Origin of the sequence: Goodfellowiella coeruleoviolacea, assembly GCF_024171785.1 — a bacterium.
Lineage (GTDB): Bacteria > Actinomycetota > Actinomycetes > Mycobacteriales > Pseudonocardiaceae > Goodfellowiella > Goodfellowiella coeruleoviolacea.
The window spans coordinates 1-21,168 of record NZ_JAMTCK010000007.1 but is presented as its reverse complement, the minus strand read 5'-3'; the positions used below and the strand labels follow the sequence as shown (position 1 = coordinate 21,168).

The following is a 21,168-nucleotide window of genomic DNA, read 5'->3' as shown; positions in this document are numbered from 1 at the left end:
CCACCATAGGGGCAGGCTGGCGCCGCCGTACCGGCAGGCCGGGGTCCGGCCCGAGCGGACCGGGCCGGCCGGTCGTTCAGGACACCAGCGACTTGGTCCAGTTCTCCAACAGCTGCGCCCCGGCGTCACCGGACTTCTCCGGGTGGAACTGGGTGGCGCACAGCGGGCCGTTCTCCGCGGCGGCCACGAAGTCACCGCCGTGGGTGGCCCAGGTCACCAGCGGCGGGGTGAACGGCGGTTCGGTGACCAGTTCCCAGCGCTGCACGGCGTAGGAGTGCACGAAGTAGAACCGGGTGTCCTCGGCCATGCCGGCGAACAGCAGCGAGCCCTCGGGCGCGCGCACCGTGTTCCAGCCCATGTGCGGCACGACCGGCGCGGTCAGCCGCTCCACCGTGCCCGGCCACTCCCCGCAGCCCGCCGTTTCCAGCCCGTGCTCGATGCCGCGCTCGAACAGGATCTGCATGCCCACGCAGATGCCAAGCACCGGCCGGCCGCCGGCCAGCCGCTCGCCGATGATGCGGTCGCCGCGCACCGCGCGCAGCCCGGTCATGCAGGCCGCGAACGCGCCCACACCGGGCACCACCAGGCCGTCGGCGGCCAGGGCGGCACGATGGTCCGAGGTGACCTCGACGTCGGCACCCACCCGGCGCAGCGCGCGTTCGGCGGAGCGCAGGTTTCCTGATCCGTAGTCCAACACGACGACACGAGGCACCACCCCAGGGTAGGCCATCTCCCCCGGAGAACGCCGCTGACCAGCGCGCCAGCCTCGCCGCCATCCGCACGAGGGGCAGGGTCGGCGCCGTCGCACACCGCGCACCGACCCTACCGATCACCCGGACTTCACAAGCTGACTGATCCGTTGCGGGGAGACCCCCAGAATCCGGGCGGCGTCCTGCTTGGACAATCCGCTGCCAAGCAGGTGAGTCACCACACGTCGCACCTTCTCCGCGGCGTTTCGCTGTGCTTGCTCAGCAGCCTGAGCCTCCTGCCGCGCTCGCTTGATTTCCTCTCCCAGCGAACCGGGGAGTTCAAACTCGATCTGCACGAGCACTTCCTCGATCGGCACCTGCTCCATCACAGCGACCAGATCGGTCGCCATCCGCTGAGCTTCCGCAGTTGACCTTCCCTGAGTCGCACCGACGCCGTCGACGTGGACAACCCACCACTTGTCCTCGCGGTGAGCTGTCGCGCGATAGGTCCTCACTGCAACCACCTTTCGGGCAGGCAGCCCATCAGCTTGCTGATACTCCACACCACTCCAGCTGTGACAAGACGATGGTTCGGAACCGGAGCCCGGTGCTGACCGCACGGGCAGATATACACCTCATGACCCCCACGTTGCGCAATGACTCACATCCGTGCGCGATCAGGGCGGCGACCACCTTAGCCCGCTTCATGGGTTTGAACACCACCAAACTACTCTAGGGGGGATTTAGTTTCAATATAAAGCCCCCCTAGATAAAACCGCTCGATCGAGTGATGGGTGGCGGGGCGGGTGTTCAGGCCCTGGTGAACGCGTGGATGCGGGCGGCGATGCCGGCGACGTCCAGGCCGTGGGCGGCGTCGTGGTCGGCGGGCTCGCCGTAACCGCGCAGCTCCACGTCCCGGCGCACGCCCAGGGCCCGGACCCGGTGCGGCACGTCGGCCAGCGCCTCGGCCACCGCGTGCGTGGAGGTGCCGGCCAGGTAGGGCTCCACCAGCACCACGTCGGCCCGGTCGGCGGCGAGCACGGCCGCGCGCAGCCCGACCGCGTCGAAGGGCCGCACCGTGGACGCGTACAGCACGGTCACGTCCAGCCGCGCGGTGGCCGCCAGCACCCGGTCCAGCACCGGCCCAACCGCCACCACCACGGCCCGCCGGCCGGTGCGCAGCACCTGGAAGCCGGCGCCGACCGGGTGCGCGCGGGCGTTGCCGTCGTTGGTCAGGCGCAGGTAGACGCGGTCGTCGGTGCGCGCCGCCCGGCGCAGCAGGTCGACCACCTCGTCCGGGTGACCCGGCACGTGCACGGTCCACCCGGGCAGGGTGTCCAGCAGGGCCACGTCACCGGGCGCGTGGTGGGTGCGCCCGCCGGCCGCCCAGTCGTAGGACGCGCCCACGCTGACCAGGACCGCGCCAACGCCCTGGTGCCCCAGGTCCAGCTTGACCTGCTCGAAGGGCCGCTCGACGAGGAATGGCGCGTAGGTGTGCGCGATCGGGCGCATGCCGGTCAGCGCCATCCCGCCGGCCACGCCCACCAGCAGCTGTTCCCGGATGCCCACGTCGATGACCCGGTCCGGGTGGCGGCGGGCCGCGTCGGCGAACACGTCGGCGGAGATGGCGGCGAGCACCACGGCGACCCTGGGGTCCTCGTCCAGCAGGTGCCCGGCGGTGGCCACGAACGCCTCGCGCATGGTGGTCCCGGTGCCCGTCGCGCCGCTCACGCCGACCTCCTCGCCGGCTCGGTGGTGGCGACCACGGCCAGTGGCCGGCCGGGGTGCTCGCTGGTCAACGCCTCGTGCAGGGCGTCGTGGTCGTGGCCGGGCACGGTCCGGGTGGCCCAGTCCTCCACCACGAACCGGGTGGCGATGCCGCCCGGCCAGCCGTGCGTGGCCGAGCTGTTGTCCACCACCACGACGGTGAGCCGGTCCAGGCCGAGCCGGCCGGCCAGGGCGATGGCCTCGTGGTTGCTGCCCTCGTCCAGTTCGCCGTCGCCGACCAGCACCACGACCCGGGGGCCGCGGCGGTGCTGGGCGCGCAGCCCCAGGGCGGTGCCCACGCCCAGCGGCAGCCCGTGCCCCAGGGAGCCGCTGGCGATCTCGGCCGCCGGGATCAGGGTGCGGTCCGGGTGGCCGCCCAGCGCGGAGGCGAACCCGGTCCAGCCGTCCAGCTGCTCGGGCCGCAGGAACCCCTTGGCCGCCAGCACCGCGTAGTAGGCCTTGGGACTGTGCCCCTTGGACAGCAGGAACCGGTCCCGCTCCGGATCGTCCAGCCGGTCGGGCCGCACGGCGAGCACCCGGTCGTAGAGCACCCAGAGAACGTCCAGTGTGGACAGTGCGGTGCGGTCGTGCTTCTCGTCACCGCCGAGGCGGGCGAGCAGGCGCGGGAGGTCCGCGTAGCCGAACTGTGTCGCCGTGGTCATGACAACACGGTGCAACCTCGACCTATGTGGAGGTCAAGGCTAGGCTTGCCGGCGTGTCCAAACTGCCGACCCAGTTGACCATCGGGCAGGTGGTCGAGCGCAGCGGGGTGCCGCACACCGCGCTGCGCTTCTACGAGGAGCGCGGGCTGATCAGCTCCGAGCGCACCAGTGGCAACCAGCGGCGCTACTCCAGGGCGGTGCTGCGCCGGCTGGCGTTCATCCGCGCGGCCCAGCGGGTGGGCCTGAGCCTGGAGGACATCCGCGCCGCCCTGGCCACGCTGCCGGACAACCGCAACCCCACGCGGTCGGACTGGGCCCGGCTGTCCAAGCGGTGGCAGGCCGAACTGGACGCCCGCATCGACGCGCTCACCCGGCTGCGGACCCGGCTGACCTCGTGCATCGGCTGCGGCTGCCTGTCGCTGTCGGTGTGCGCGCTGCAGAACCCGGACGACCAGTACGGCCAGCGCGGCCCGGGCGCCTCCCTGCTCACCCCGGCCGGCGAGGGCGGCTGCTGACCGGCGCCGCGGTCAGGACGCGCTCTCCCGGTCCTCCAGGCCCACGGCGTCGCGCAGCTCCCGCAGGTCCTGGTCCAGTTCGGGGTACTGGGCGGCGGTGCGGCGCATCAGGTCGGCCAGGCCGTCGGCGATCGCGTTGAGCTTGTGCTGGGTGGCGTCGTCCGCCCGCTTCTGGGTGTTCTGCAACAGCGCCACCAGCAGGAACGTGACGATCGTGGTGACCGTGTTGATGATCAGCTGCCAGGTGTCCACCTCCTGCAGCACGAAGTACGACGGCGCCCACAGCACCACCATCAGCACGCACATCAGGAAGAACCAGGCGCGGGACACGAAGTCGCTGGCCTTGGTGGCGAACCGGTCGAACACGGACAGCGGCTCGCGGACGTCCGAGGGCATCTCGCCGTGACCGTGGCTGTCGTCGTTGTGGTTGTTCCGCCGCCGCTCGGACATGCCTACCTCCCACGTTCTTCACCGCAGGTCAGGCTGGTACCCGGGCGGGTGAGGTCCGAAACGGCCCGGGTCAGGCCAGCAGCAGTGCCACCAGTGCCGGGCCGAAGGCACCGCCGAGCTGGTAGCAGAGGTTGAACAGGCCGATGGCCACCGGCCGGTGCCGGTCCGGCACCGCCGCCGGGGCCAGCACGGACAGCGTCGCCTGGGTGCCGGACGCGGACACCACCGCCACGCCGGCCGAGGCGAGCACCGGCACCGGCCACGGCGTGAGCACCAGCCCCAGGGCCAGCACCCCGAGTCCGGTCAGCACGCCGAGCACGACCGGGCGCGCCAGCCGGACCGAGGTGAGCACCCACACCAGCAACGCGCCCAGCAGGAGCACGGCCAACTGGCCGACACCGACGCTCCCCGCGCTCCAGCCGCGGTCGGCGAGCAGCCTCGGCACCGCGTAGAGGATCGCGAAGTAGGACGTGGCCAGGGCCAGCGCCAGCGCGCAGCAGCCCGTGAACGACCGCGAGCGCAGCACGTCCAGCGGCACGAACCCCTCCGGGCGGCGCCGCACGTGCCGGGCCAGCGCGACCGCGGCCAGCACCGCCACGGCCGCCGAGGGCAGCGCCGCTCTGGGCACCAGGACCAGGGCGGTGGCCAGCACCAGCACCAACCCGGCACCCGGCAGGTCGAACTCACTGACCGGGGCGCTGGCCGCGGCGGGCGCCACCCGCAGCGCGGCGGGCACCGCCAGCAGCGTGAGCGCGGCCAGGGCCAGCACGGGGCGCCAGGTCCCCGCGGCGCCGATCAGCGTGCCGGCCAGCGGCCCCACCGCGCCCGCCGCGGAGATGGCCGCGGTGATCAGCCCCATTCGCCGGGTCGAGCCGGCCAGGTTCATCGCCGCGGTGATCAGCCCGGCCGCACCCAGCGCCTGCACCACCCGACCGGCCAGCAGCAGCGGCAGGGTGGGGGCCAGCACCAGCAGCAGGGTGCCGGCGCCGACCAGGGCCGCGCCGAGCAGCAGGGCGGCGCGGATGCCGCGCAGCCGGAGCAGCCCGGCCAGCAGCGGGGTGCCCACGGCGACGCCCCAGCCGTAGGCGGTGCCCAGCCAGGTGGCCGCCGCCACGGGGATTTCCAGGTCGGCGGCGATCCGGGGCAGGACCACGGTCGGCCCGGTGGTGCCCAGCGCGACCGGCGCGGCGAGCAGGGCGAGCCACGGGCCGGGCAGTGCCCGCGCGGGTGGCCGGGCGGACGGTGTTCGCGTCGGCGAATCAGCGGAGGCGGTGCGCAGGTCGGTCATGAGCGCTCCTCGACAGCGAGTGGTTCGGTGCCGCAGAGCTAACTACACCAACCAGTGTTGCCGCAACACCGACTGGTTTACCATTCAGGATCTGCGCTGGTAGTACACTGCACCGGGCAGTGCACATCGGGCAGACGAGGAGAGGTGGGGCAGCCGTGGCCGGCATGCCGGAGAAGCGCAGGGCGATCATCCAGGCGGCGCGGCTGGTGTTCGGCCGGGACGGCTACTCCCGGGCCAGCGTGGACGCGATCGCGGCCGAGGCCGGCGTGTCCAAGCGCACCATCTACAACCACTTCGACGACAAGGCGGACCTGTTCCAGTCCACCGCGCTGGAGGGCGCTGTCGAGGTCACCCAGACCATCGCCGCGCTGATGGACCGGCACCTGCGCAAGATCGTCGACCTGGAGGAGGACCTGATCGCCTTCAGCGTCGACCGGGCCGCCGCGGTGGCCTCGGCCGCGGACCACTTCGCCCTGGTCCGGGCGATCCACGCGGAGGCGGGCCGCATTCCCCGGCCGGTGCTGGAGGCCTGGCAGGAGGCCGGCCCCCGCGGCTCGAACCGGCACCTGGCCGGCTACCTGCGCCGGATCGCCGACCAGGGCCTGCTCGCCATCGACGACGAGCACGAGGCCGCCAACTACCTCACCCTGCTGACGTTCATCGACATCGCGCACCAGCGCTCGTTCTACGGCGCGATCGCCCTGCCGGAGTCGGAGGTGACCAGGCTCATCACCCACGGCGTGCGCGCGTTCCTGCGCCTGTACCGACCGGAGTGAGCGGAGCCGGGACCGGGACGGGCCGAACGGCCCGCGCCGGATGGCCAGTGCCAGCAATCAGCTGCGGCGTGCCGGCCCGACCTGGCCCGCGTCGCGGGGTACTGGTGGGATGGTCAGCAGGGGCGCGTAGTGACCTTTCGGATGCGGTTCGCCGACGGGCTGGCCGTCGACCTCGACCCAGGCGTGGGCGGCGAACGGATCGGTGCGCACGCCGGTGCACCAGGTGGGCCAGACTCCCCGGAGCCGGCACAGCAGCGCGGTGGCGATCGAGCGTTGCAGGCAGCCCTGCCCCGCGCAGCGCAGGCTCACCGCCACCACCGCCCGCCGCGCGAGCAACGCCTGCGCCGCGGTGGCCGGGGCGGCGCCGCCCCGGACGAACTCCAGCACCCGGCGCAGCCGGGCCGGGCGCAGCGTGGTCAGCAGTCGTGCCAGGGCGACGGCGGCCAGTGGCAGGCCACGCCGCCACAGGGGGAGCCGATCCCGAGGCGACACCGCCATCGGGACGCTCATGACCGCACCACCAGGGTGGCCGCGAGCAGCTGCGTCAGCACGGCGGTGACGTCCCGGTGGGCCTGGTCGGGGTCGATGCGGTGGTGCTCGGCCAGCCGGTGGGCGATGCGGTCCGGTTCCTCGCCGGCGACCAGCCGGTGCAGCACGGCCGCCCCGGTGGGGTTGAGCTGGTAGTAGCGGCCGGTGCGCCCGTGCAGCAGCACCGTGCCGTCGGCGGTGTCGGTGATGGTCACGTCAGGGTGCAGGCGCAGCGGCATCAGTTCTCCCCGGGGGTGGGGTGGTGGACCGGAGTGCGGCACGCAGCCAGGTCTCACAGTTGATCAGGACTTCCAGGTTCTGCCGCATGACGGTGTCGGGCTGCGGGGTGGCCAGGCAGGCCCGCAGCGCGTCGCGGTCGAGCAGGCCGCGCCCGGCCAGCACCGAGTCGGCGAACAGCGCGAGGATCGCGCCGCGGTTGGCGTGAAACCCGGTCCGGCTGTCCTGGCTGAACTCGCCCTTGGTGGTCCGGCCGAGCAGCGTCTCGGGCACGATGCCGCGCATCGCCTCGGCCAGCAGTGGCTTGTACCGCCAGGGTGAGGCCCGCTCCTCCGGGCGCACGGCGAGGACGGCGTCGGCGACGCGGTCGTCGAAGTAGGGCATGTCCAACTGGACGCCGGCGTCGCTGAACACCCGGGCCACGAGCCGGTAGTGGGAGGCGTTGGTGCGCAGCAGGAGCAGCAGCTGGTGTTGGCCGGGATCGTCGGCCAGGGGCTGGGCGTGCTCGGCGGTGGCGTGCAGCGCCTGCCGAGCCAGATCGGCGGCGGCGGGAGTGATCCACGGCTGGGCGTGCAGCGCCATCAGCCCCCACCCGAGCAGCGGCAGCCGCCGAGCGTCGCGGGGGTGGGTGAGGTGATCGGCTTGAGCGCGCCACCACGAGGCCACACTGCCCGCACGCGCCAGCCCGACCAGGGTGGCCTGCCACGGCCACCGGCGCAGCGCCCGGTACCCACGCACGTGGCGCACCGCGGTGACCGGGCGCCGCCACAGCAACCGGTGCAGGTAGCCGTGCAGCGCGTTGGTGAACAACTCGTCGCCGCCGTGCCCGGCCAGGTGCCGGCGCGCCCCCCGTTCGGTCAGCAGACCAGCGAGGTGGCGGTGCCGGGCGACGGCGCGGAAGTAGGGGCAGGGTTCTTCGGTGTCGACCACCCGGGTGGGGTCGGCGAACAACGGCGGCAGCTCGTCCGGGGCGACCACCAGGTGCTCGGCCCGGGGCAGGGCGCGGCGGGCGCGCGCGGCGAACACGGCGTCGTCGTCGCCGGCTCCGGCCGCGGCGTGGCAGTAGGTCAGCAGGGTGGGAGTGTGCTGGGCGGCCAGGAAGCACAGGCTGGTGGAGTCCATCCCGCCGGAGAGATCAGCGCTGAGCCGCCCGGCGGCGGGACCGCGGTGCCGCATCGCGTCGGTCAACGCCGCCCGCACGGCGCGGGCGCCTTCGGCCAGCCCCCGCACCGGGGCGGGCGGCCGCCACCACCGTCGGGTGTGCGCCTGGTCGTGGCCGACGATCAGGCAGCAGTCCGGTGGCAGCGCGGTGATGCCGCGCCACAGGGGCTGTTCGGCCAGGGGGGCGGGCAGGATGTGCCCGCAGGCCATTCTCGTGGCCAGGGCCTGCTCGTCCACGGCGGCGCCGGTCATGGCCGCGAGCACCTCGGCGCGGTCGGCCGCGACGGGCACCCCGTGGATCCGGGTGTGGAACACCCGCCGCAGTCCGGTCACGCTGCCCTGCACCCGGGTCTGGCCGTCGATGCTGGCCACGACGTGCGCCGTGCCCGGCAGTGCGGCGGCCAGCGCGTCCACGTCGGCGAGGGTCCGCACCCGGGCGACCAACTGGCGGAACTGCTGGGCGGTGACCGGGCAGACCCCGATCACCGCCATCCGCACCGGGCCGGCCGTCACCACGGCGACCGAATCCAGGGGCCGGTCACCCACCAGCCACGGCCGCCCCGAGGCGTGTGAGAACACCTGCGGGGCTGGCCACGGCAGCATCACCCGGACCGCCGCGGTCGCGGCGGTGTCCGGCAGGACCACGAACCCGGAGCGCGTCACAGACTCAGAACGTTCCGCCGGTCTCGTCGTCGCCGTAGAAAGCGCCGAGGGTGTCCGCGCTGAACTGGCCGACCTCGGCCAGCATGGGCGGCACGTACTCCACCGTCGTCTGTTCGTCCATCACAGCCTCCTCGCATTCGATAGCCGGACAGCTACGGTCGCATCGTGCAGGCGGGAAATGGCGAGCAGCAATAGTTTTCCGCGGGTGTTCACCTGAACGCCGATGAGCGCCAACCGAGTGAGTGACGAAAACTCAACAAGTTCGATGTATGCGTGAACTTTGCCGCGGGACGCGGTGCGCGAAAATCGGTGGGGACAATATGAACGCGAAGAACTGAGAGGCCGCACCGTGCTCGCGGGCCTGCGCGAACCCCAGCGCGGGCGGCGGTTCCGCCGCACGCGTTGACCTGCCAGGACCAGTGCAGGTTCACGCGTTCTGGGACGAGATCGACGAATGAACCCACACCAGGTCGGAATAGCCAACCCCTGGTTACGGTTTTCGCGAACTGGCCGATTACCGCAGTGACCTCGTTCGCGTACTCCCGGCACCAGCGCCCTGTGTCGCGGTCAGCTCTGTTCTTTGGTCGAGGCAGTGAATTTCCGCCTCGGAAACGGCCAGTGGTCGGTGAACGTCCACTACCGACGGTCCACGCCGGACTCGCCGGTCCCGGCCCGCGCCGGTGCTAGAACATCCAGGCGACCGCGCCCGCGCCGGCGAGCAGGGCGCCAACGCCCAGCAGCACCGCGAGCGGCTTGGCCGTCTTCCACATGCTGTAGGCACCGCCGATCAGGAAGCCGGCCAGCGCCATCAGGGCGATCCAGATGAGATCCTTGCTCACGTCTTTCCTCTCCCGCTGCCAGCGCCCCACGCGCGGGCGGCTACAGCACGCCCTTGGTCGAGGGCACCCCGGACAGCCTCGGGTCCGGCTCCACGGCCGCGCGCAGCGCCCTGGCGATCGCCTTGTACTGCGCCTCGGCGATGTGGTGCGGGTCCCGGCCGTGGATCACCCGCACGTGCAGGGCGATCTGGGCATGGAAGGCCAGCGAGTCGAACACGTGCCGGTTGAGCACGAACGGGTAGTTGTTGCCGATGGTGAAGGTGTGGAACGCCTCGGGCTCGCCCACGTGCACGCAGTACGGCCGACCCGACACGTCCACGGCGGCGTGCGCCAGGGTCTCGTCCATCGGGATCCACGCGTCGCCGAAGCGGCGGATGCCGGCCTTGTCGCCCAGCGCCTGCCGGATCGCCTGGCCGAGCACGATCGCGATGTCCTCCACCGTGTGGTGCGCGTCGATCTCCACGTCCCCCGTGGCCCGCACCACCAGGTCCAGCGCGCCGTGCACGCCGAAGGCGGTGAGCATGTGGTCGTAGAAGGGCACCCCGGTGTTGATGTCCACCTTGCCGGCACCGTCGAGGTCGAGTTCGACGAACACCGAGGACTCCCTGGTGGTCCGCTCCACCGTGGCGACCCGGTTCACTGCGCTACCTCCTTGCTGGCCGCGAGAAACGCGTCGTTCTCCTCGGGCGTGCCGATGCTCACCCGCAGGTGGCCGGCGATGCCCACGTCCCTGATCAGCACGCCGGCGTCCAGATAGGACCGCCAGGTCGCCGGCGTGTCCGCGAACCGGCCGAACAGCACGAAGTTCGCGTCGCTGGGCACCACCTCGAAGCCGAGCCCGGCCAGTTCGGCGGCCACCCGGTCGCGCTCGGCGGCCAGCGCCGCCACCGATGCCAGGGTGGCGTCCGCGTGCCGCAGCGCCGCCCTGGCCGCGGCCTGGGTGATGCGGGACAGGTGGTAGGGCAGCCGGACCAGCTGCAGCGCGTCCACCACGGCCGGCGCCGCCGCCAGGTAACCGAGCCGGCCACCGGCGAAGGCGAACGCCTTGCTCATGGTGCGGCTGACGATCAGCTTCTCCGGGAACTCCGCCAGCAGCCGCACCGCGCTGGGCTGGGCGGAGAACTCCGCGTACGCCTCGTCCACCACCACGATCCCGGGCGCCGCCGCCAGCAGGGCGCGCAGCTCCTCGGGTGGCAGCGACTGGCCGGTGGGGTTGTTGGGGCTGGTCACGAACACCACGTCGGGCCGTGCCTCGGCCACCACGCGCGCGGCCTCGGCCGCGTCCAGCGAGAAGTCGGCGCGCCGCGGCGCGGGCAGCCACCGGGTGCGGGTGCCCGAGGCGATGATCGGGTGCATCGAGTAGGACGGCTCGAAGCCCAGCGCGGTGCGGTCCGGGCCGCCGAAGGCCTGCAGGATCTGCTGGAGCACCTCGTTGGACCCGTTGGCCGCCCACACGTTGGCCACCGCCAGCGCCACGCCGGTGGCGCGGGTCAGGTAGGCGGCCAGGTCGGCGCGCAACGCCAGTGCGTCCCGGTCCGGGTAGCGGTGCAGCGCGGCGGCCTCGGCCGCCACCGCCCGCGCCACGTCGGCCACGAGTTCGGGCGGCGGCGGGTAGGGGTTCTCGTTGGTGTTGAGCCGAACCGGCACGTCCAGCTGGGGCGCGCCGTACGGGCTCCGGCCGCGCAGGTCCTCGCGCAGCGGCAGGTCCGCCAGGTCGACCTGGCCGCCGATCACCTCGGTCACGGTGCTCCGTCTCACTTCTCGTCGAGTGGGGTCTGGTCGAACCGCGCGGTCACGGCCTGGCCGTGCGCGGGCAGGTCCTCGGCGGTGGCCAGCGCCACCACCTTGTCGGCGACCTCGCGCAGGGCCCGCTCGTCGTAGTCGATGACGTGGATGCCGCGCAGGAAGGTCTGCACGGACAGGCCCGAGGAGTGCCGGGCGCAGCCGCCGGTGGGCAGCACGTGGTTGGAGCCGGCGCAGTAGTCGCCCAGCGACACCGGGGAGTACGCGCCGACGAACACCGCGCCGGCGTTGCGCACCCGGGCGGCCACGGCCCGCGCGTCGGCGGTCTGGATCTCCAGGTGCTCGGCGGCGTAGGCGTCCACCACCCGCAGCCCGTCGTCCACAGTGGACACCAGCACGCAGCCGGACTGCTTGCCGCGCAACGCCGTGCTGATCCGCTCGGTGTGCTTGGTGGCCTCGACCTGCCTGGCCAGCTCGGCGTCGACCGCGTCGGCCAGCTCCTCGGAGGTGGTCACCAGCACGCTGGCCGCCAGGGTGTCGTGCTCGGCCTGGCTGATCAGGTCGGCGGCTACGTGCCTGGCGTCGGCGGTGTCGTCGGCCAGGATGGCGATCTCGGTGGGGCCGGCCTCGGAGTCGATGCCCACCAGGCCGCGCAGCAGCCGCTTGGCCGCGGTGACGTAGATGTTGCCCGGGCCGGTGATCAGGTCGACCGGGGCCAGTTCGGCGCCGTCGGTGTCGGTGCCGCCGTAGCTGAGCAGCGCCACGGCCTGGGCACCGCCCACCGCCCACACCTCGGTGACGCCCAGCAGCGCGCAGGCGGCCAGGATCGTCGGGTGCGGCCGGCCGCCGTGCTCCGCCTGCGGCGGCGAGCACACCACCAGCGACTCCACCCCGGCGGTCTGCGCCGGGACCACGTTCATCACCACGCTGGACGGGTAGACGGCCAGCCCGCCCGGCGCGTACAGGCCGACCCTGGCCACCGGCACCCAGCGCTCGGTGACCGTGCCACCGGGCACCACCCGGGTGGTCACGTCCACCCGGCGCTGGTCGGCGTGCACCGCGCGGGCCCTGGCGATGGTCTCCTCCAGCGCCGCGCGCACGCTCGGGTCCAACCCGGCCAGTGCGGCGGTCAGCTCCTCGACGGGCACCCGCACCCGCTCCGGCCGGATCCGGTCCAGCCGCTCGGTGGCGTCCAGCACGGCGGCCACCCCGCGCGCGGCCACGTCGTCCACGATCGGGCGAACCCGATGCAGCACCGCGTCCACATCGACCTCGGCGCGGGGCAGGACCGCACGCAGTTCCACCGGGGCGGGGACACGACCACGCAGGTCAATGCGGCTGAGCATGGACTTCCTCGGTTCGTCCGACGGCTGGCGAGCTACGCACCCCAGGGTACGGCGTGCGCCGCCGGCCACAACGGACACACCGGGCGGGCCGCGCCGCCGGCGACCCGGCGCAACTGTTAACAGTCACCCCGACCGTCCCCCGGGAAGGCGACAAACGGTCCTTTCCCCGGGCAGGGCGCGGAGTCACGCTCCATGGCACGTGTTGCGGAGTAGCCGGTCAACTACGCACGGCATCCGTAACATGCCGTAGGTCTCACTCTCCGTCGACCATCGGAGGCCCAATGTCGACAACCCGTCGCAGGCTCGTCGCCTTGGTGGCCGGGATCACGCTGGCGGCGCTCACCCCCGTGGTGGCCGCCAACGCGGACCCGACCGCGACCACCACGGAATCGGCGAGCACGGACTCGACCACCTACCAGGTGACCGCGGCGACCCCGCAGGACCGCACCAGGGTGGCGAACACCGGTGTTGACGTGCTCAGCGTGCGCGGTGACCAGATGACCCTGATCGCCACCGAGGAGCAGGCCAAGCAGCTGCACCGGGCCGGGTTCACCATGACCTCGCTGGGCAGCACCCAGGAGCAGCTCGACGCGCTCACCCGGGACGCCGGCACCAAGGCCGGCCCGGTGGGCACGGCGGACTTCCCGTCCGGCTACACCGGCTACCACAACTACGCCGAGCTGACCGCGGAGTTGCAGAAGGCCGCCACCGACCACCCCAACCTGGTCCGGGTGTCCAGCATCGGCAACTCCTACGAGGGCCGGAGCCTGCCGCTGGTCAAGATCAGCAACAACCCCGGCACCGACCAGAGCAAGCCCGAGGTGCTGTTCACCTGCAACCAGCACGCCCGCGAGCACCTCACCGTGGAGATGTGCCTGCGCATCGTCAACCGGCTGACCGACAACTACGCCGGCAACGCGGCGATCAAGTCCCTTGTGGACAGCCGGGAGATCTGGGTGGTGCCCACGGTCAACCCGGACGGCGCCGAGTACGACATCGCCGCAGGCACGCTGCGCGGCTGGCGCAAGAACCGGCAGCCGAACTCGGGCAGCTCGTCGGCGGGCACCGACCTGAACCGCAACTGGGGCTACCAGTGGGGCTGCTGCGGCGGGTCCAGCGGCAGCACCGGCAGTGAGACCTACCGGGGCGCGTCCGCGTTCTCCGCGCCGGAGACCCAGCGGGTGCGCGACTTCGTGAACTCCCGCGTGGTCGGCGGCAAGCAGCAGATCACCGCGCACATCGACTTCCACACCTACTCCGAGCTGGTGCTGTGGCCCTACGGCTACACCTACAACGACACCGCTCCCGGCCTGACCGCCGACCAGGCCAGGGCGTTCGCCGCGCTGGGCGAGCAGATGGCCGGCAGCAACGGCTACACGCCCATGCAGAGCAGTGACCTCTACATCACCGACGGCGACGTCAACGACTGGATGTGGGGCCAGCACAAGATCTGGAGCTACACCTTCGAGATGTACCCGAGCAGCGGCAGCGGCCTGAACGGGTTCTACCCGCGCGACACCGTGATCGCCGCGCAGACCGCGCGCAACGACGGCGCGGTCGACCTGCTGCTCAGCTACGCCGACTGCGTGCCGCGCGTCATCGGCGGCTCCTGCTGACCACCCCCGGCACCGGGTCGGCCGGCTCCCCCGAGGCGGCTGACCCGGTCCGCCCAGACCGCGAGCAGGCTCTCGTCGTGGCTGATCGCCAGCACCCCGGCGCCGGTGTCGCGCACGTGGTCGAGCACCACCCGGACCAGGGCCGCGGTGGTGGAGGCGTCCAGCATCGCGGTCATCTCGTCGCAGACCAGGTAGCCCGGCCGCGGCGCCAGCGCCCTGGCCAGGCAGGCGCGCTGCAACTGCCCGTCGCTGACCTCGTGCGGCCGGCGGGACAGCAGCTCCCCGGTCAGCCCGACCCGGTCGGCCAGCTCGGCCACGGTCTCGGCCGCGGTGGCCCGGTCCGCGCCCGCCGCCAGCAGCGGTTCGGCGACCACCGCGCGCAGCGTGAACCGCGGGTCCACGGACAGCCGGGGCTGCTGGAACACCACGCCGACCCGGGTGCGCAGGCTGGCCGGCGCGGCGTGGCGGAACCGGGTCACCACGGTGCCGTCCACGCTGACCCGGCCCGCCCACGGCCGGTGCAGCAGGCTGACCACCCGGGCCAGGGTGGACTTGCCGCAGCCGCTCGGCCCGGCCAGGCCGACCACCTCGCCCGGGGCCACGCCCAGGTCGACGCCGTCCAGCACCGGCCGGCCCCGCCGGTAGCCGGCCACGATCCCGGTCGCGCTCAGCACGGCGGGTGGGCGGCGACCCAGCGGTCGCCAACTCGGATGAGGCCGGGGTCGTCGGTGCACGGCGCGTACCCGGGCACGTCCGGGCAGCGCCGGCAGAACGCGCAGCCCGACGGCAGCGCGGTCAGCTCCGGCGGGTGGCCGGGGATCGGGGTGAACGCGCCGTCCGGCAGGGCGTCCAGCAGCATGCCGGTGTAGGGGTGCCACGGCTCGGTGAACAGCTGCCCGGCCGGGGCGATCTCCACCAGCCGGCTGGCGTACATCACGGCCACGTGGGTGGCCACCCGTTTGGCCGCGGCCAGGTCGTGGGTGATCAGCAGCACTGCCCTCCCCTGGTCGGCGAGTTCGGCGAGCATGTCCACGGTGCGGTCGACCAGTGGCCGGTCCAGCCCGGTGGTGGGCTCGTCGGCCAGCACCACCGGCGGGTCGCCGGCCAGCGCCATGGCCACGGCCACCCGCTGCACCGTGCCGCCGGACAGCTCGTGCGGGTAGCTGTCCAGGGCCTGGCGCGGCAGGCCCACCCGGTCGGCCAGCGCCTCGGCCAGCGCGCGCGGCTCGGCCACCGCCGGCCGCAGTGCCCGCACCGCCTCCACCAGTTGGGCGCCGGCCGTGCGCACCGGCGTGAGGTGGGTGGCCGCGGACTGCGGCACCAGGCCGACCAGCCGGCCGCGCACCCGGCCGGCCAGCACCGGTTCGGGCGCGCCGAGCAGTTCCACGGGCGCGCCAGCCGGGTCGGCGAGCACGGCCCGGCCGCGCAGCCGCGCGTTGGCCGGCAGCAGGCCCAGCAGCGCCGAGGCCAGCACGGACTTGCCGCACCCGCTCTCCCCGACCAGGGCAAGCACCTGCCCGGGCCGCAACGCGAAGCTGACGTCGGTGACCGCGTGCACCTCGCCCCGGCCTGCCGCGCGCCGCGCGAACACCCGCCGCGCCGCGGGCCGGCCGAGGGTGAACCGCACCGACATGGCCTCGACGGTCAGCAGCGGAGCCGCCTGGCCGCCCACCGCCTGGTCGTGCACGGTCTGGTCGCTCACGGTCTGGTCGCTCACAGGGCCAGCTCCGATCGCCGCCGGGGCACCAGCCGGTCCCGCCAGCCCGCGGCCAGGCCGGAGGTGGCCAGGGTGGCCAGCACCAGCAGCGCGGACGGCAGCGCCACCACCCACCAGGCGCCCAGCAGCACCGCGCGCCGGCTCTCCCCCAGGATGTTGCCCAGGCTGGGCAGGTGCGGCGGCAGGCCGAGGCCGAGGAAGCTGAGCGCGGTCTCGTGCCACACCGCGTGCGGCAGCAGCAGCACCGCGGACAGCGCGGCCTGCGGCACCACCGCCGGCAGCAGGTGCCGGCGCAGCACCCTGGCCCGGGACGACCCGCCGGAGATGGCCGCGTCCAGAAACGGCCGGGAGCGCAGCGACAGCACCTCGGCGCGCACGATCCGGGCCACCGTGGTCCAGTGCGTGGCGGCGATGGACACCACCACCGCGCCGAGGCTGCCCCGGAACAGCGCCACGATCACGATGCCCAGCAGCAGGTGCGGCACGGCGTTGACGGTGTCCACCAGGCGCATCAGCAGCCGGTCCAGCCAGCCGCCCACCGCGCCGGCCAGCGCGCCCACGGCCGCGCCGAGCACGGTCGAGGCCAGCGCGCAGGCCGTGGCCACCAGCAGCGAGACCCGCAGGCCCGCGCTGGCGCGCACGAACAGGTCGTGGCCGGAGCCGTCGGTGCCGAACGGGTGGGCCGGGCTGGGCGGCCGCAGCACCGCCGCGTAGTCGACCTGCTGCCCGGCCGCGTCACCCAGCCAGGGCACCAGCAGCGCGACCAGCGCGAGCAGGCCAAGCAGTACCAGGCTCACGCCGCCGCGCAGCCGGGCCCGGCCGGCCGCGGCGGCCGCGCGCCGGGGCGTGCCCGCGCGGCGGCGCGCGGCCGAGTGCCACCCGCCCCCGATGTCGGTGTCGGTGTCGGTGTTGTCGGTGTCGGTGGTCTCCGGCACGGGGTCAGCCATCCGTGGCCACCCTCGGGTCGAGCAGCGCGGTGGCCACGTCCGCCAGCAGCGAGCCGAGCAGCACGGCCGCCGTGGCCAGCAGGGTCAGCGCGGCCAGCAGCGGGAAGTCCACGGCCAGCGCGGCCCGCACCACCGCGGCGGCCACGCCCGGCCAGGAGAAGACCTCCTCCACCAGCACCGCGCCGGTGACCAGTTCCGGCACGCGCGCGCCGAGCACGGTGACGAACGGCAGCAGCGCGGTGGGCAGGGCGTGCCGCAGCACCACCACGTGCTCGGCCAGGCCCCGGGCGCGCGCCCCGGTCACGTGGTCCTCGGCCAGCGCGGTCAGCAGGGACTGGCGCACGTGCAGCACCAGCCACGGCGACTGGGACACGCCCAGCACCAGCGCGGGCAGCACCAGGTGCCTGGCCACCTGGCCGGGGCTGGCCGCGGCCCCGGCGTCGGTCAGCCCGGCCACCGGCAGCCAGCGCAGGCCCAGCGCGAACACCGCGATCGCGCCCAGGGCCAGCACGAACGGCGGCACCCCCTCCAGGCCGTGGCCGACCGCGGTGACCACCCGGTCCAGCCAGCCGCCCTGCCGCCACGCCGCCCACACCCCGAACACCAGGGCCAGCAGCACGGCCACGGCCAGCCCGGCGCACACCAGCAGCAGCGTCCACGGCAGCCGCTCGGCCAGCACCTGGGCGACCGGCTGGCGCAGGGACCGGCTGGTGCCCAGGTCCCCGGAGAGCAGGCCGCCGGCCCACCGGCCGAACTGCGCCAGCAGGCCGTCGTCCAGCCCCAGTTCGGCCCGCACCCGGGCCACGTCGGCCTCGTCCGCGGTGAAGATCCGGCTGCCGTAGTACTGGTAGACCGGGTCGAACGGGGAGATCGCGCCGAGCGCGAACACCCCGACCGAGACCAGCCCGAACACCGGGACGGCCAGCGCCAGGCGCCGGCCGACCAGGCCGAGCACGGCCCTGCCCCGGCCGCGGGAGGCGGTGCCGGCGCTCACGAGATGGGGGTCCAGGACGGCAGGTTCCACCACGGCCCCCAGGTCAGGCCGTGGGTGTGCGGGTCGACCACCTCCTGGTAGCCCTGCCACCGGTCGCGCAGCACGTAGGTGTGGTCGAGGAAGGCCAGGAACACCATGCCCGGGTCGGCGGTGTAGGCGCGCTGGAACTGCTTGTAGGCGACCGCGCGCTGGCCGGGGTCGGTGGTGTGCCTTCCGGCGTCCAGGGCGGCGTCGACCTCGGGGTTGGCGTACGAACCGGGGTTGTTGTAGCCGTTGGCCGCGTACGAGGAGTGCAGCAGCGGGTAGGCGGTGAGGTCCGGGTCGAACGGCCGGCCGCCGGCCAGCACCACCGCGTCCTGGCCCAGCCTCGGGTCGATGGCCTCCCAGCCCAGGCCCTCCAGGCTGACCTCGATGCCGACCGCCCTGGCGTCCGAGGCGAACGCGGTGGCCAGGTCCTTGCGCACGGCGTCACCGGCCGCGTACATCAGGGTGAACCGGGCCGGCACGCCGTCGCGGGCGCGCACCCCGTCGGCCCCCTTCACCCAGCCGGCCTGGTCGAGGATGCGCTCGGCCTGCTCCCGGTCGTAGGAGAAGGTGGCGGCCGGCTCCACGAACTCGGGCAGCACCGGCGGGATCGGCGTGTACGCGGGCACGCCCTTGCCGCCGAGGTAGGCGTCGATCATGCCCTGCCGGTTGACCGCGTGGTTGAGCGCGAGCCGGACCGCGGCGTCGCCGGTGACCGGGTGGTGCGTGGGCAGCGCGATGGTGCGGTAGTCGGCGCTGTGGTGGGTGATGACCGTGACGTCGTCGGTGTCGGCGAAGGTGGCGGCCAGGGTGGGCGGCAGCACGGTGGCGTCGAACTCGCCGCCGCTCATCCGCTGCGCCCTGGTGTTGTCGTCGGTGGCGAACACCACCGTGACCTTGGTGACCGCGGGCGCGCCGCCGAAGTAGTCGGGGTTGGCCTCCAGCACCAGCCGCTCGCCGCGCCGCCACTCGGCGAGCCGGTACGGGCCGGTGCCCACCGGCTCGGTGTTGAGCGGGTTGGCCTCCAGCGGCCCCGGCTGGGCCAGCTTCTCGCTGGGCACGATGCCGAGCACGAGCTTGTGCGGGAACGGCGCGTACGGGTGGGACAGGTCGAACCGGACGGTGTTCGCGTCCAGTGCGACCACGTCCGAGATCATGGCGTAGTCCGAGGTCAGCGACGAGGCGTAGGCCGGGTCGCGCAGCGCCCGGTAGGTGGCGACCACGTCCTGGGCGTCGAAGTCGGTGCCGTCGCTGAACTTCACGCCGGTGCGCAGGCCCACCGTCCAACTGCGACCGTCCGGTGTGGCCGTTGGCAGGCCGCTGGCCAGCGCCGGCCGCAGGCTGCGGTCGGCGTTGTGCTCGACCAGCCCGTCGTAGAGCTTGGACACCCCGTCCTCGCCGAAGCCCAGCAGCGGGTTCAGCGTGTCCGGCTCGGACCCGTCGCCGATGGTGATCGAGGTTCCGGCCGGGCCGCCGTCCGCGGTGGGCGTGGTCGGCGTGGTGCAGCCGGCCGCGACCGAGGCGGCGAGCAGCAGGACCGCGGGCAGCGGAACGGGTCGTTGGCGCACGACCGGGGACAATAAGGACTGTTGCGAAAGAATGGCAATAAAGCGCCGGCCACTGTGAGATCAATCCGCCTCCGGCACGCGTGACAGGATGTCGCCCGTGCCGAACGACGCCGTCCACAGCAGTTCCGCCCGGTTCGCCGCCCGTCTGGTGGCCACCGTCGCCGCGCCGCTCGACCCCGCGACCTCGGACGGCCCCCAGGTGCTGGGCTGGCCGGGGCGCACGCTGCTGGTGCAGCGCGGGGACACCGAACTGGTCGTCCGCGACCTGGACGGGGCCGCGCCCGAGGTGCGCTTTCCCGCGCCCTGGCCCCGCCGGTACGGCTCGGTGACCGTCTCCCCCGGGGCTGATCTCGCCGTGTTCGCCGGCGTGCACGCCCTGCGCGCGGTGGAACCGACCGGCGCGGTGCGCTGGGAGGTCCGGCACGGCTGCTGGTCCGCGGCCGTGTGCGCCGAGGCGCACGCCTCGTTCGCCGAGTACGCCGACGACGACCACCACGCGCGCGCGGACAGCGGCTCGGCGGCGTTCTCCCCGGACGGCGCGCTCCTGTGGGCCCACGTGCGCGGCCACGTGGGGGACGACGTCCAGGAGGAGTGGCTGGTCATCGACCCCGCCGACGGCACGGTGCTGGGCCGGGCCGCGACCATGACGGTGGGCTCGGGCTCGGCGCACTTCCCCCACCCGGACCCGGCCCACATGGGACTGACCGTCGGCGAGGGGGACGAGAACTCCCCCGTGCTGTGGGGGCACTGGGACGGCGCGGAACTCACGGTCCAGCGGTTCGTCGAGGAGGTGTTCCTCGCCGTGAGCCCGTCCGGCGAGCACTTCCTGACCACCGACCCCGGGCAGTGGACCCTCTACCTGCACCGGGCAGCCGACGGCGCGGAACTGCGGCAGCTGGACGAGGCGGCCGTGCCGCCGCCGGCGACCGACGACCGCGCCCGCTGGGCCTACGAGGCCGCGTTCCCGCACGACGACACCGCCGTGGTCGGCACCGAGGATTACGCGGAGACGCCCCGCCACTGGCTCGTCGACCCGCGCACGATGACCCTGCGCGGCCAGGTCGCCTACCCGTTCCCGATCGCGGGCTCGCCCCTGTCGGCCGGCCGGGGCCGGTGGGGCACGCTCACCAGGGACCGGACCAGCCTGCACCTGTGGGAGCTGTCGCACGCGGAGTGAGCCACCGGCCGGGCGCGACCGCGACCTGACCCGCACCCGTCCGGCCCCGGCGGCACCCCCTGTTCACCCGAACGGGCCTGCGCGAAGTGTCAACTCGCAGTGTTTGCAAAGCAATGCCGGGAAGTTAGGTCGTTGAGCCAGGTGTCAAGTCGGGTGTTGGCGGGGTGATGCTGTAGCTGATCCTCACCCGGGACAAGGATTCGTCGTGTCTGGTCTTGTTGTAGGCAAAGGGCGAGACTGGCCGTTTGACGCGCCGGGGCAGAATCCGTGATCGGCGATGCTTCGGGCCGAGTTCGCGCGGGTTCAGCATCGCGTGGCGGATCCCCGCGGGTACGGCACCGGCCAAGCCCTCGCCCCCGCCTGCCGTGCGGGCGAGGACCAGCGAGTGGCGGGCAGCCCGCAATGTCACGGTCAAGGAGATCCGGTCAGGGTCGATACCCCTCTCGGTAGCCGCACGTGCG

The 21,168-nt window shown here is 73.5% G+C and carries 23 protein-coding genes; 4 read left to right on the top strand and 19 right to left on the bottom strand.

The genetic code is table 11. From position 1 onward, the window contains the following. Positions 1–76 precede the first annotated feature (76 nt). The 4 genes from hisH to LX83_RS16100 form a co-directional block, all read right to left on the bottom strand. Positions 77–712 carry an imidazole glycerol phosphate synthase subunit HisH gene (gene hisH, locus LX83_RS16115; protein WP_253772117.1) on the bottom strand — a complete coding sequence of 212 codons (636 nt, stop codon included), beginning with the start codon at positions 710–712 and terminating at the stop codon, positions 77–79. Positions 713–829: 117 nt separating this feature from the next. Then, on the bottom strand, positions 830–1,099 hold the full coding sequence (locus LX83_RS16110) for a hypothetical protein (protein WP_253772115.1): 270 nt from the start codon (positions 1,097–1,099) through the stop codon (positions 830–832). Between the two features lie 400 nt (positions 1,100–1,499). Next, a complete protein-coding gene (locus LX83_RS16105; RefSeq protein ID WP_253772772.1) occupies positions 1,500–2,390 on the bottom strand; it encodes a transketolase family protein in 891 nt (296 codons plus the stop codon). A 26-nt stretch (positions 2,391–2,416) separates the two neighbouring features. Next, entirely contained in the window at positions 2,417–3,118 is a 702-nt protein-coding gene (locus LX83_RS16100) for a thiamine pyrophosphate-dependent enzyme (protein WP_253772113.1), read from the bottom strand. A gap of 53 nt (positions 3,119–3,171) precedes the next feature. Here LX83_RS16100 and soxR point away from each other — a divergent pair, with 53 nt between their 5' ends. Continuing rightward, complete coding sequence (soxR, locus tag LX83_RS16095; protein WP_253772110.1) at positions 3,172–3,633, top strand: redox-sensitive transcriptional activator SoxR; 462 nt, start codon at positions 3,172–3,174, stop codon at positions 3,631–3,633. A 12-nt stretch (positions 3,634–3,645) separates the two neighbouring features. Here the strand turns inward: soxR and LX83_RS16090 are convergent, their stop codons facing one another. Further along, positions 3,646–4,083 (bottom strand): low affinity iron permease family protein, encoded by a 438-nt coding sequence (locus LX83_RS16090; protein WP_253772108.1) that lies wholly within the window; start codon positions 4,081–4,083, stop codon positions 3,646–3,648. Between the two features lie 70 nt (positions 4,084–4,153). Next, positions 4,154–5,371: an MFS transporter gene (locus LX83_RS16085; protein WP_253772106.1), complete on the bottom strand. Its 1,218-nt coding sequence runs from the start codon at positions 5,369–5,371 to the stop codon at positions 4,154–4,156. Between the two features lie 164 nt (positions 5,372–5,535). Between LX83_RS16085 and LX83_RS16080 the strand changes: the two genes are divergently transcribed. Continuing rightward, entirely contained in the window at positions 5,536–6,147 is a 612-nt protein-coding gene (locus tag LX83_RS16080) for a TetR/AcrR family transcriptional regulator (protein WP_253772770.1), read from the top strand. Between the two features lie 57 nt (positions 6,148–6,204). On the opposite strand, the gene LX83_RS16075 is transcribed toward LX83_RS16080, so the two are convergent. The 8 genes from LX83_RS16075 to hisD form a co-directional block, all read right to left on the bottom strand. After that, a complete protein-coding gene (locus tag LX83_RS16075) occupies positions 6,205–6,657 on the bottom strand; it encodes a lasso peptide biosynthesis B2 protein (RefSeq protein ID WP_253772104.1) in 453 nt (150 codons plus the stop codon). Next, positions 6,654–6,914 (bottom strand): lasso peptide biosynthesis PqqD family chaperone, encoded by a 261-nt coding sequence (locus LX83_RS16070; RefSeq protein ID WP_253772102.1) that lies wholly within the window; start codon positions 6,912–6,914, stop codon positions 6,654–6,656. The genes LX83_RS16075 and LX83_RS16070 overlap by 4 nt, the downstream gene beginning before the upstream one ends. Next, positions 6,892–8,736 carry a lasso peptide isopeptide bond-forming cyclase gene (locus tag LX83_RS16065; protein WP_253772100.1) on the bottom strand — a complete coding sequence of 615 codons (1,845 nt, stop codon included), beginning with the start codon at positions 8,734–8,736 and terminating at the stop codon, positions 6,892–6,894. Before LX83_RS16065 ends, LX83_RS16070 begins: the two co-directional genes overlap by 23 nt. Before the next feature lie 4 nt (positions 8,737–8,740). Beyond that, positions 8,741–8,857, bottom strand: a complete 117-nt coding sequence (locus LX83_RS16060; protein WP_253772098.1) for a lasso RiPP family leader peptide-containing protein — start codon at positions 8,855–8,857, stop codon at positions 8,741–8,743. Positions 8,858–9,419: 562 nt separating this feature from the next. After that, the gene (locus LX83_RS16055) at positions 9,420–9,575 is read right to left on the bottom strand and encodes a hypothetical protein (RefSeq protein ID WP_253772096.1); all 156 of its coding nucleotides are present in this window, start codon (positions 9,573–9,575) and stop codon (positions 9,420–9,422) included. 40 nt (positions 9,576–9,615) lie between these two features. Continuing rightward, entirely contained in the window at positions 9,616–10,215 is a 600-nt protein-coding gene (gene hisB, locus LX83_RS16050; protein ID WP_253772094.1) for an imidazoleglycerol-phosphate dehydratase HisB, read from the bottom strand. After that, positions 10,212–11,318: a histidinol-phosphate transaminase gene (locus tag LX83_RS16045; protein ID WP_253772092.1), complete on the bottom strand. Its 1,107-nt coding sequence runs from the start codon at positions 11,316–11,318 to the stop codon at positions 10,212–10,214. Before LX83_RS16045 ends, hisB begins: the two co-directional genes overlap by 4 nt. A gap of 11 nt (positions 11,319–11,329) precedes the next feature. Continuing rightward, positions 11,330–12,664, bottom strand: coding sequence for a histidinol dehydrogenase (hisD, locus tag LX83_RS16040; RefSeq protein WP_253772089.1), 1,335 nt, complete (start codon positions 12,662–12,664; stop codon positions 11,330–11,332). A 281-nt stretch (positions 12,665–12,945) separates the two neighbouring features. Between hisD and LX83_RS16035 the strand changes: the two genes are divergently transcribed. After that, entirely contained in the window at positions 12,946–14,280 is a 1,335-nt protein-coding gene (locus LX83_RS16035; RefSeq protein WP_253772087.1) for a M14 family metallopeptidase, read from the top strand. Here LX83_RS16035 and LX83_RS16030 read toward each other — a convergent pair. Genes LX83_RS16030 through LX83_RS16010 form a run of 5 tightly spaced genes read right to left on the bottom strand, consistent with a single transcriptional unit; the run spans position 14,238 to position 19,530 of the window. Then, entirely contained in the window at positions 14,238–14,954 is a 717-nt protein-coding gene (locus LX83_RS16030) for an ABC transporter ATP-binding protein (RefSeq protein ID WP_253772084.1), read from the bottom strand. The genes LX83_RS16035 and LX83_RS16030 overlap by 43 nt on opposite strands. Beyond that, positions 14,948–15,997, bottom strand: coding sequence for an ABC transporter ATP-binding protein (locus tag LX83_RS16025; protein ID WP_253772082.1), 1,050 nt, complete (start codon positions 15,995–15,997; stop codon positions 14,948–14,950). The genes LX83_RS16030 and LX83_RS16025 overlap by 7 nt, the downstream gene beginning before the upstream one ends. Beyond that, positions 15,994–16,944 (bottom strand): ABC transporter permease, encoded by a 951-nt coding sequence (locus LX83_RS16020; protein ID WP_253772079.1) that lies wholly within the window; start codon positions 16,942–16,944, stop codon positions 15,994–15,996. The genes LX83_RS16025 and LX83_RS16020 overlap by 4 nt, the downstream gene beginning before the upstream one ends. Continuing rightward, complete coding sequence (locus LX83_RS16015) at positions 16,937–17,938, bottom strand: ABC transporter permease (protein WP_253772077.1); 1,002 nt, start codon at positions 17,936–17,938, stop codon at positions 16,937–16,939. The genes LX83_RS16020 and LX83_RS16015 overlap by 8 nt, the downstream gene beginning before the upstream one ends. Next, complete coding sequence (locus LX83_RS16010; RefSeq protein WP_253772075.1) at positions 17,935–19,530, bottom strand: ABC transporter substrate-binding protein; 1,596 nt, start codon at positions 19,528–19,530, stop codon at positions 17,935–17,937. Before LX83_RS16010 ends, LX83_RS16015 begins: the two co-directional genes overlap by 4 nt. A gap of 88 nt (positions 19,531–19,618) precedes the next feature. Between LX83_RS16010 and LX83_RS16005 the strand changes: the two genes are divergently transcribed. Next, a complete protein-coding gene (locus LX83_RS16005; protein ID WP_407649590.1) occupies positions 19,619–20,707 on the top strand; it encodes a hypothetical protein in 1,089 nt (362 codons plus the stop codon). The last annotated feature ends 461 nt before the right edge of the window (positions 20,708–21,168 follow it).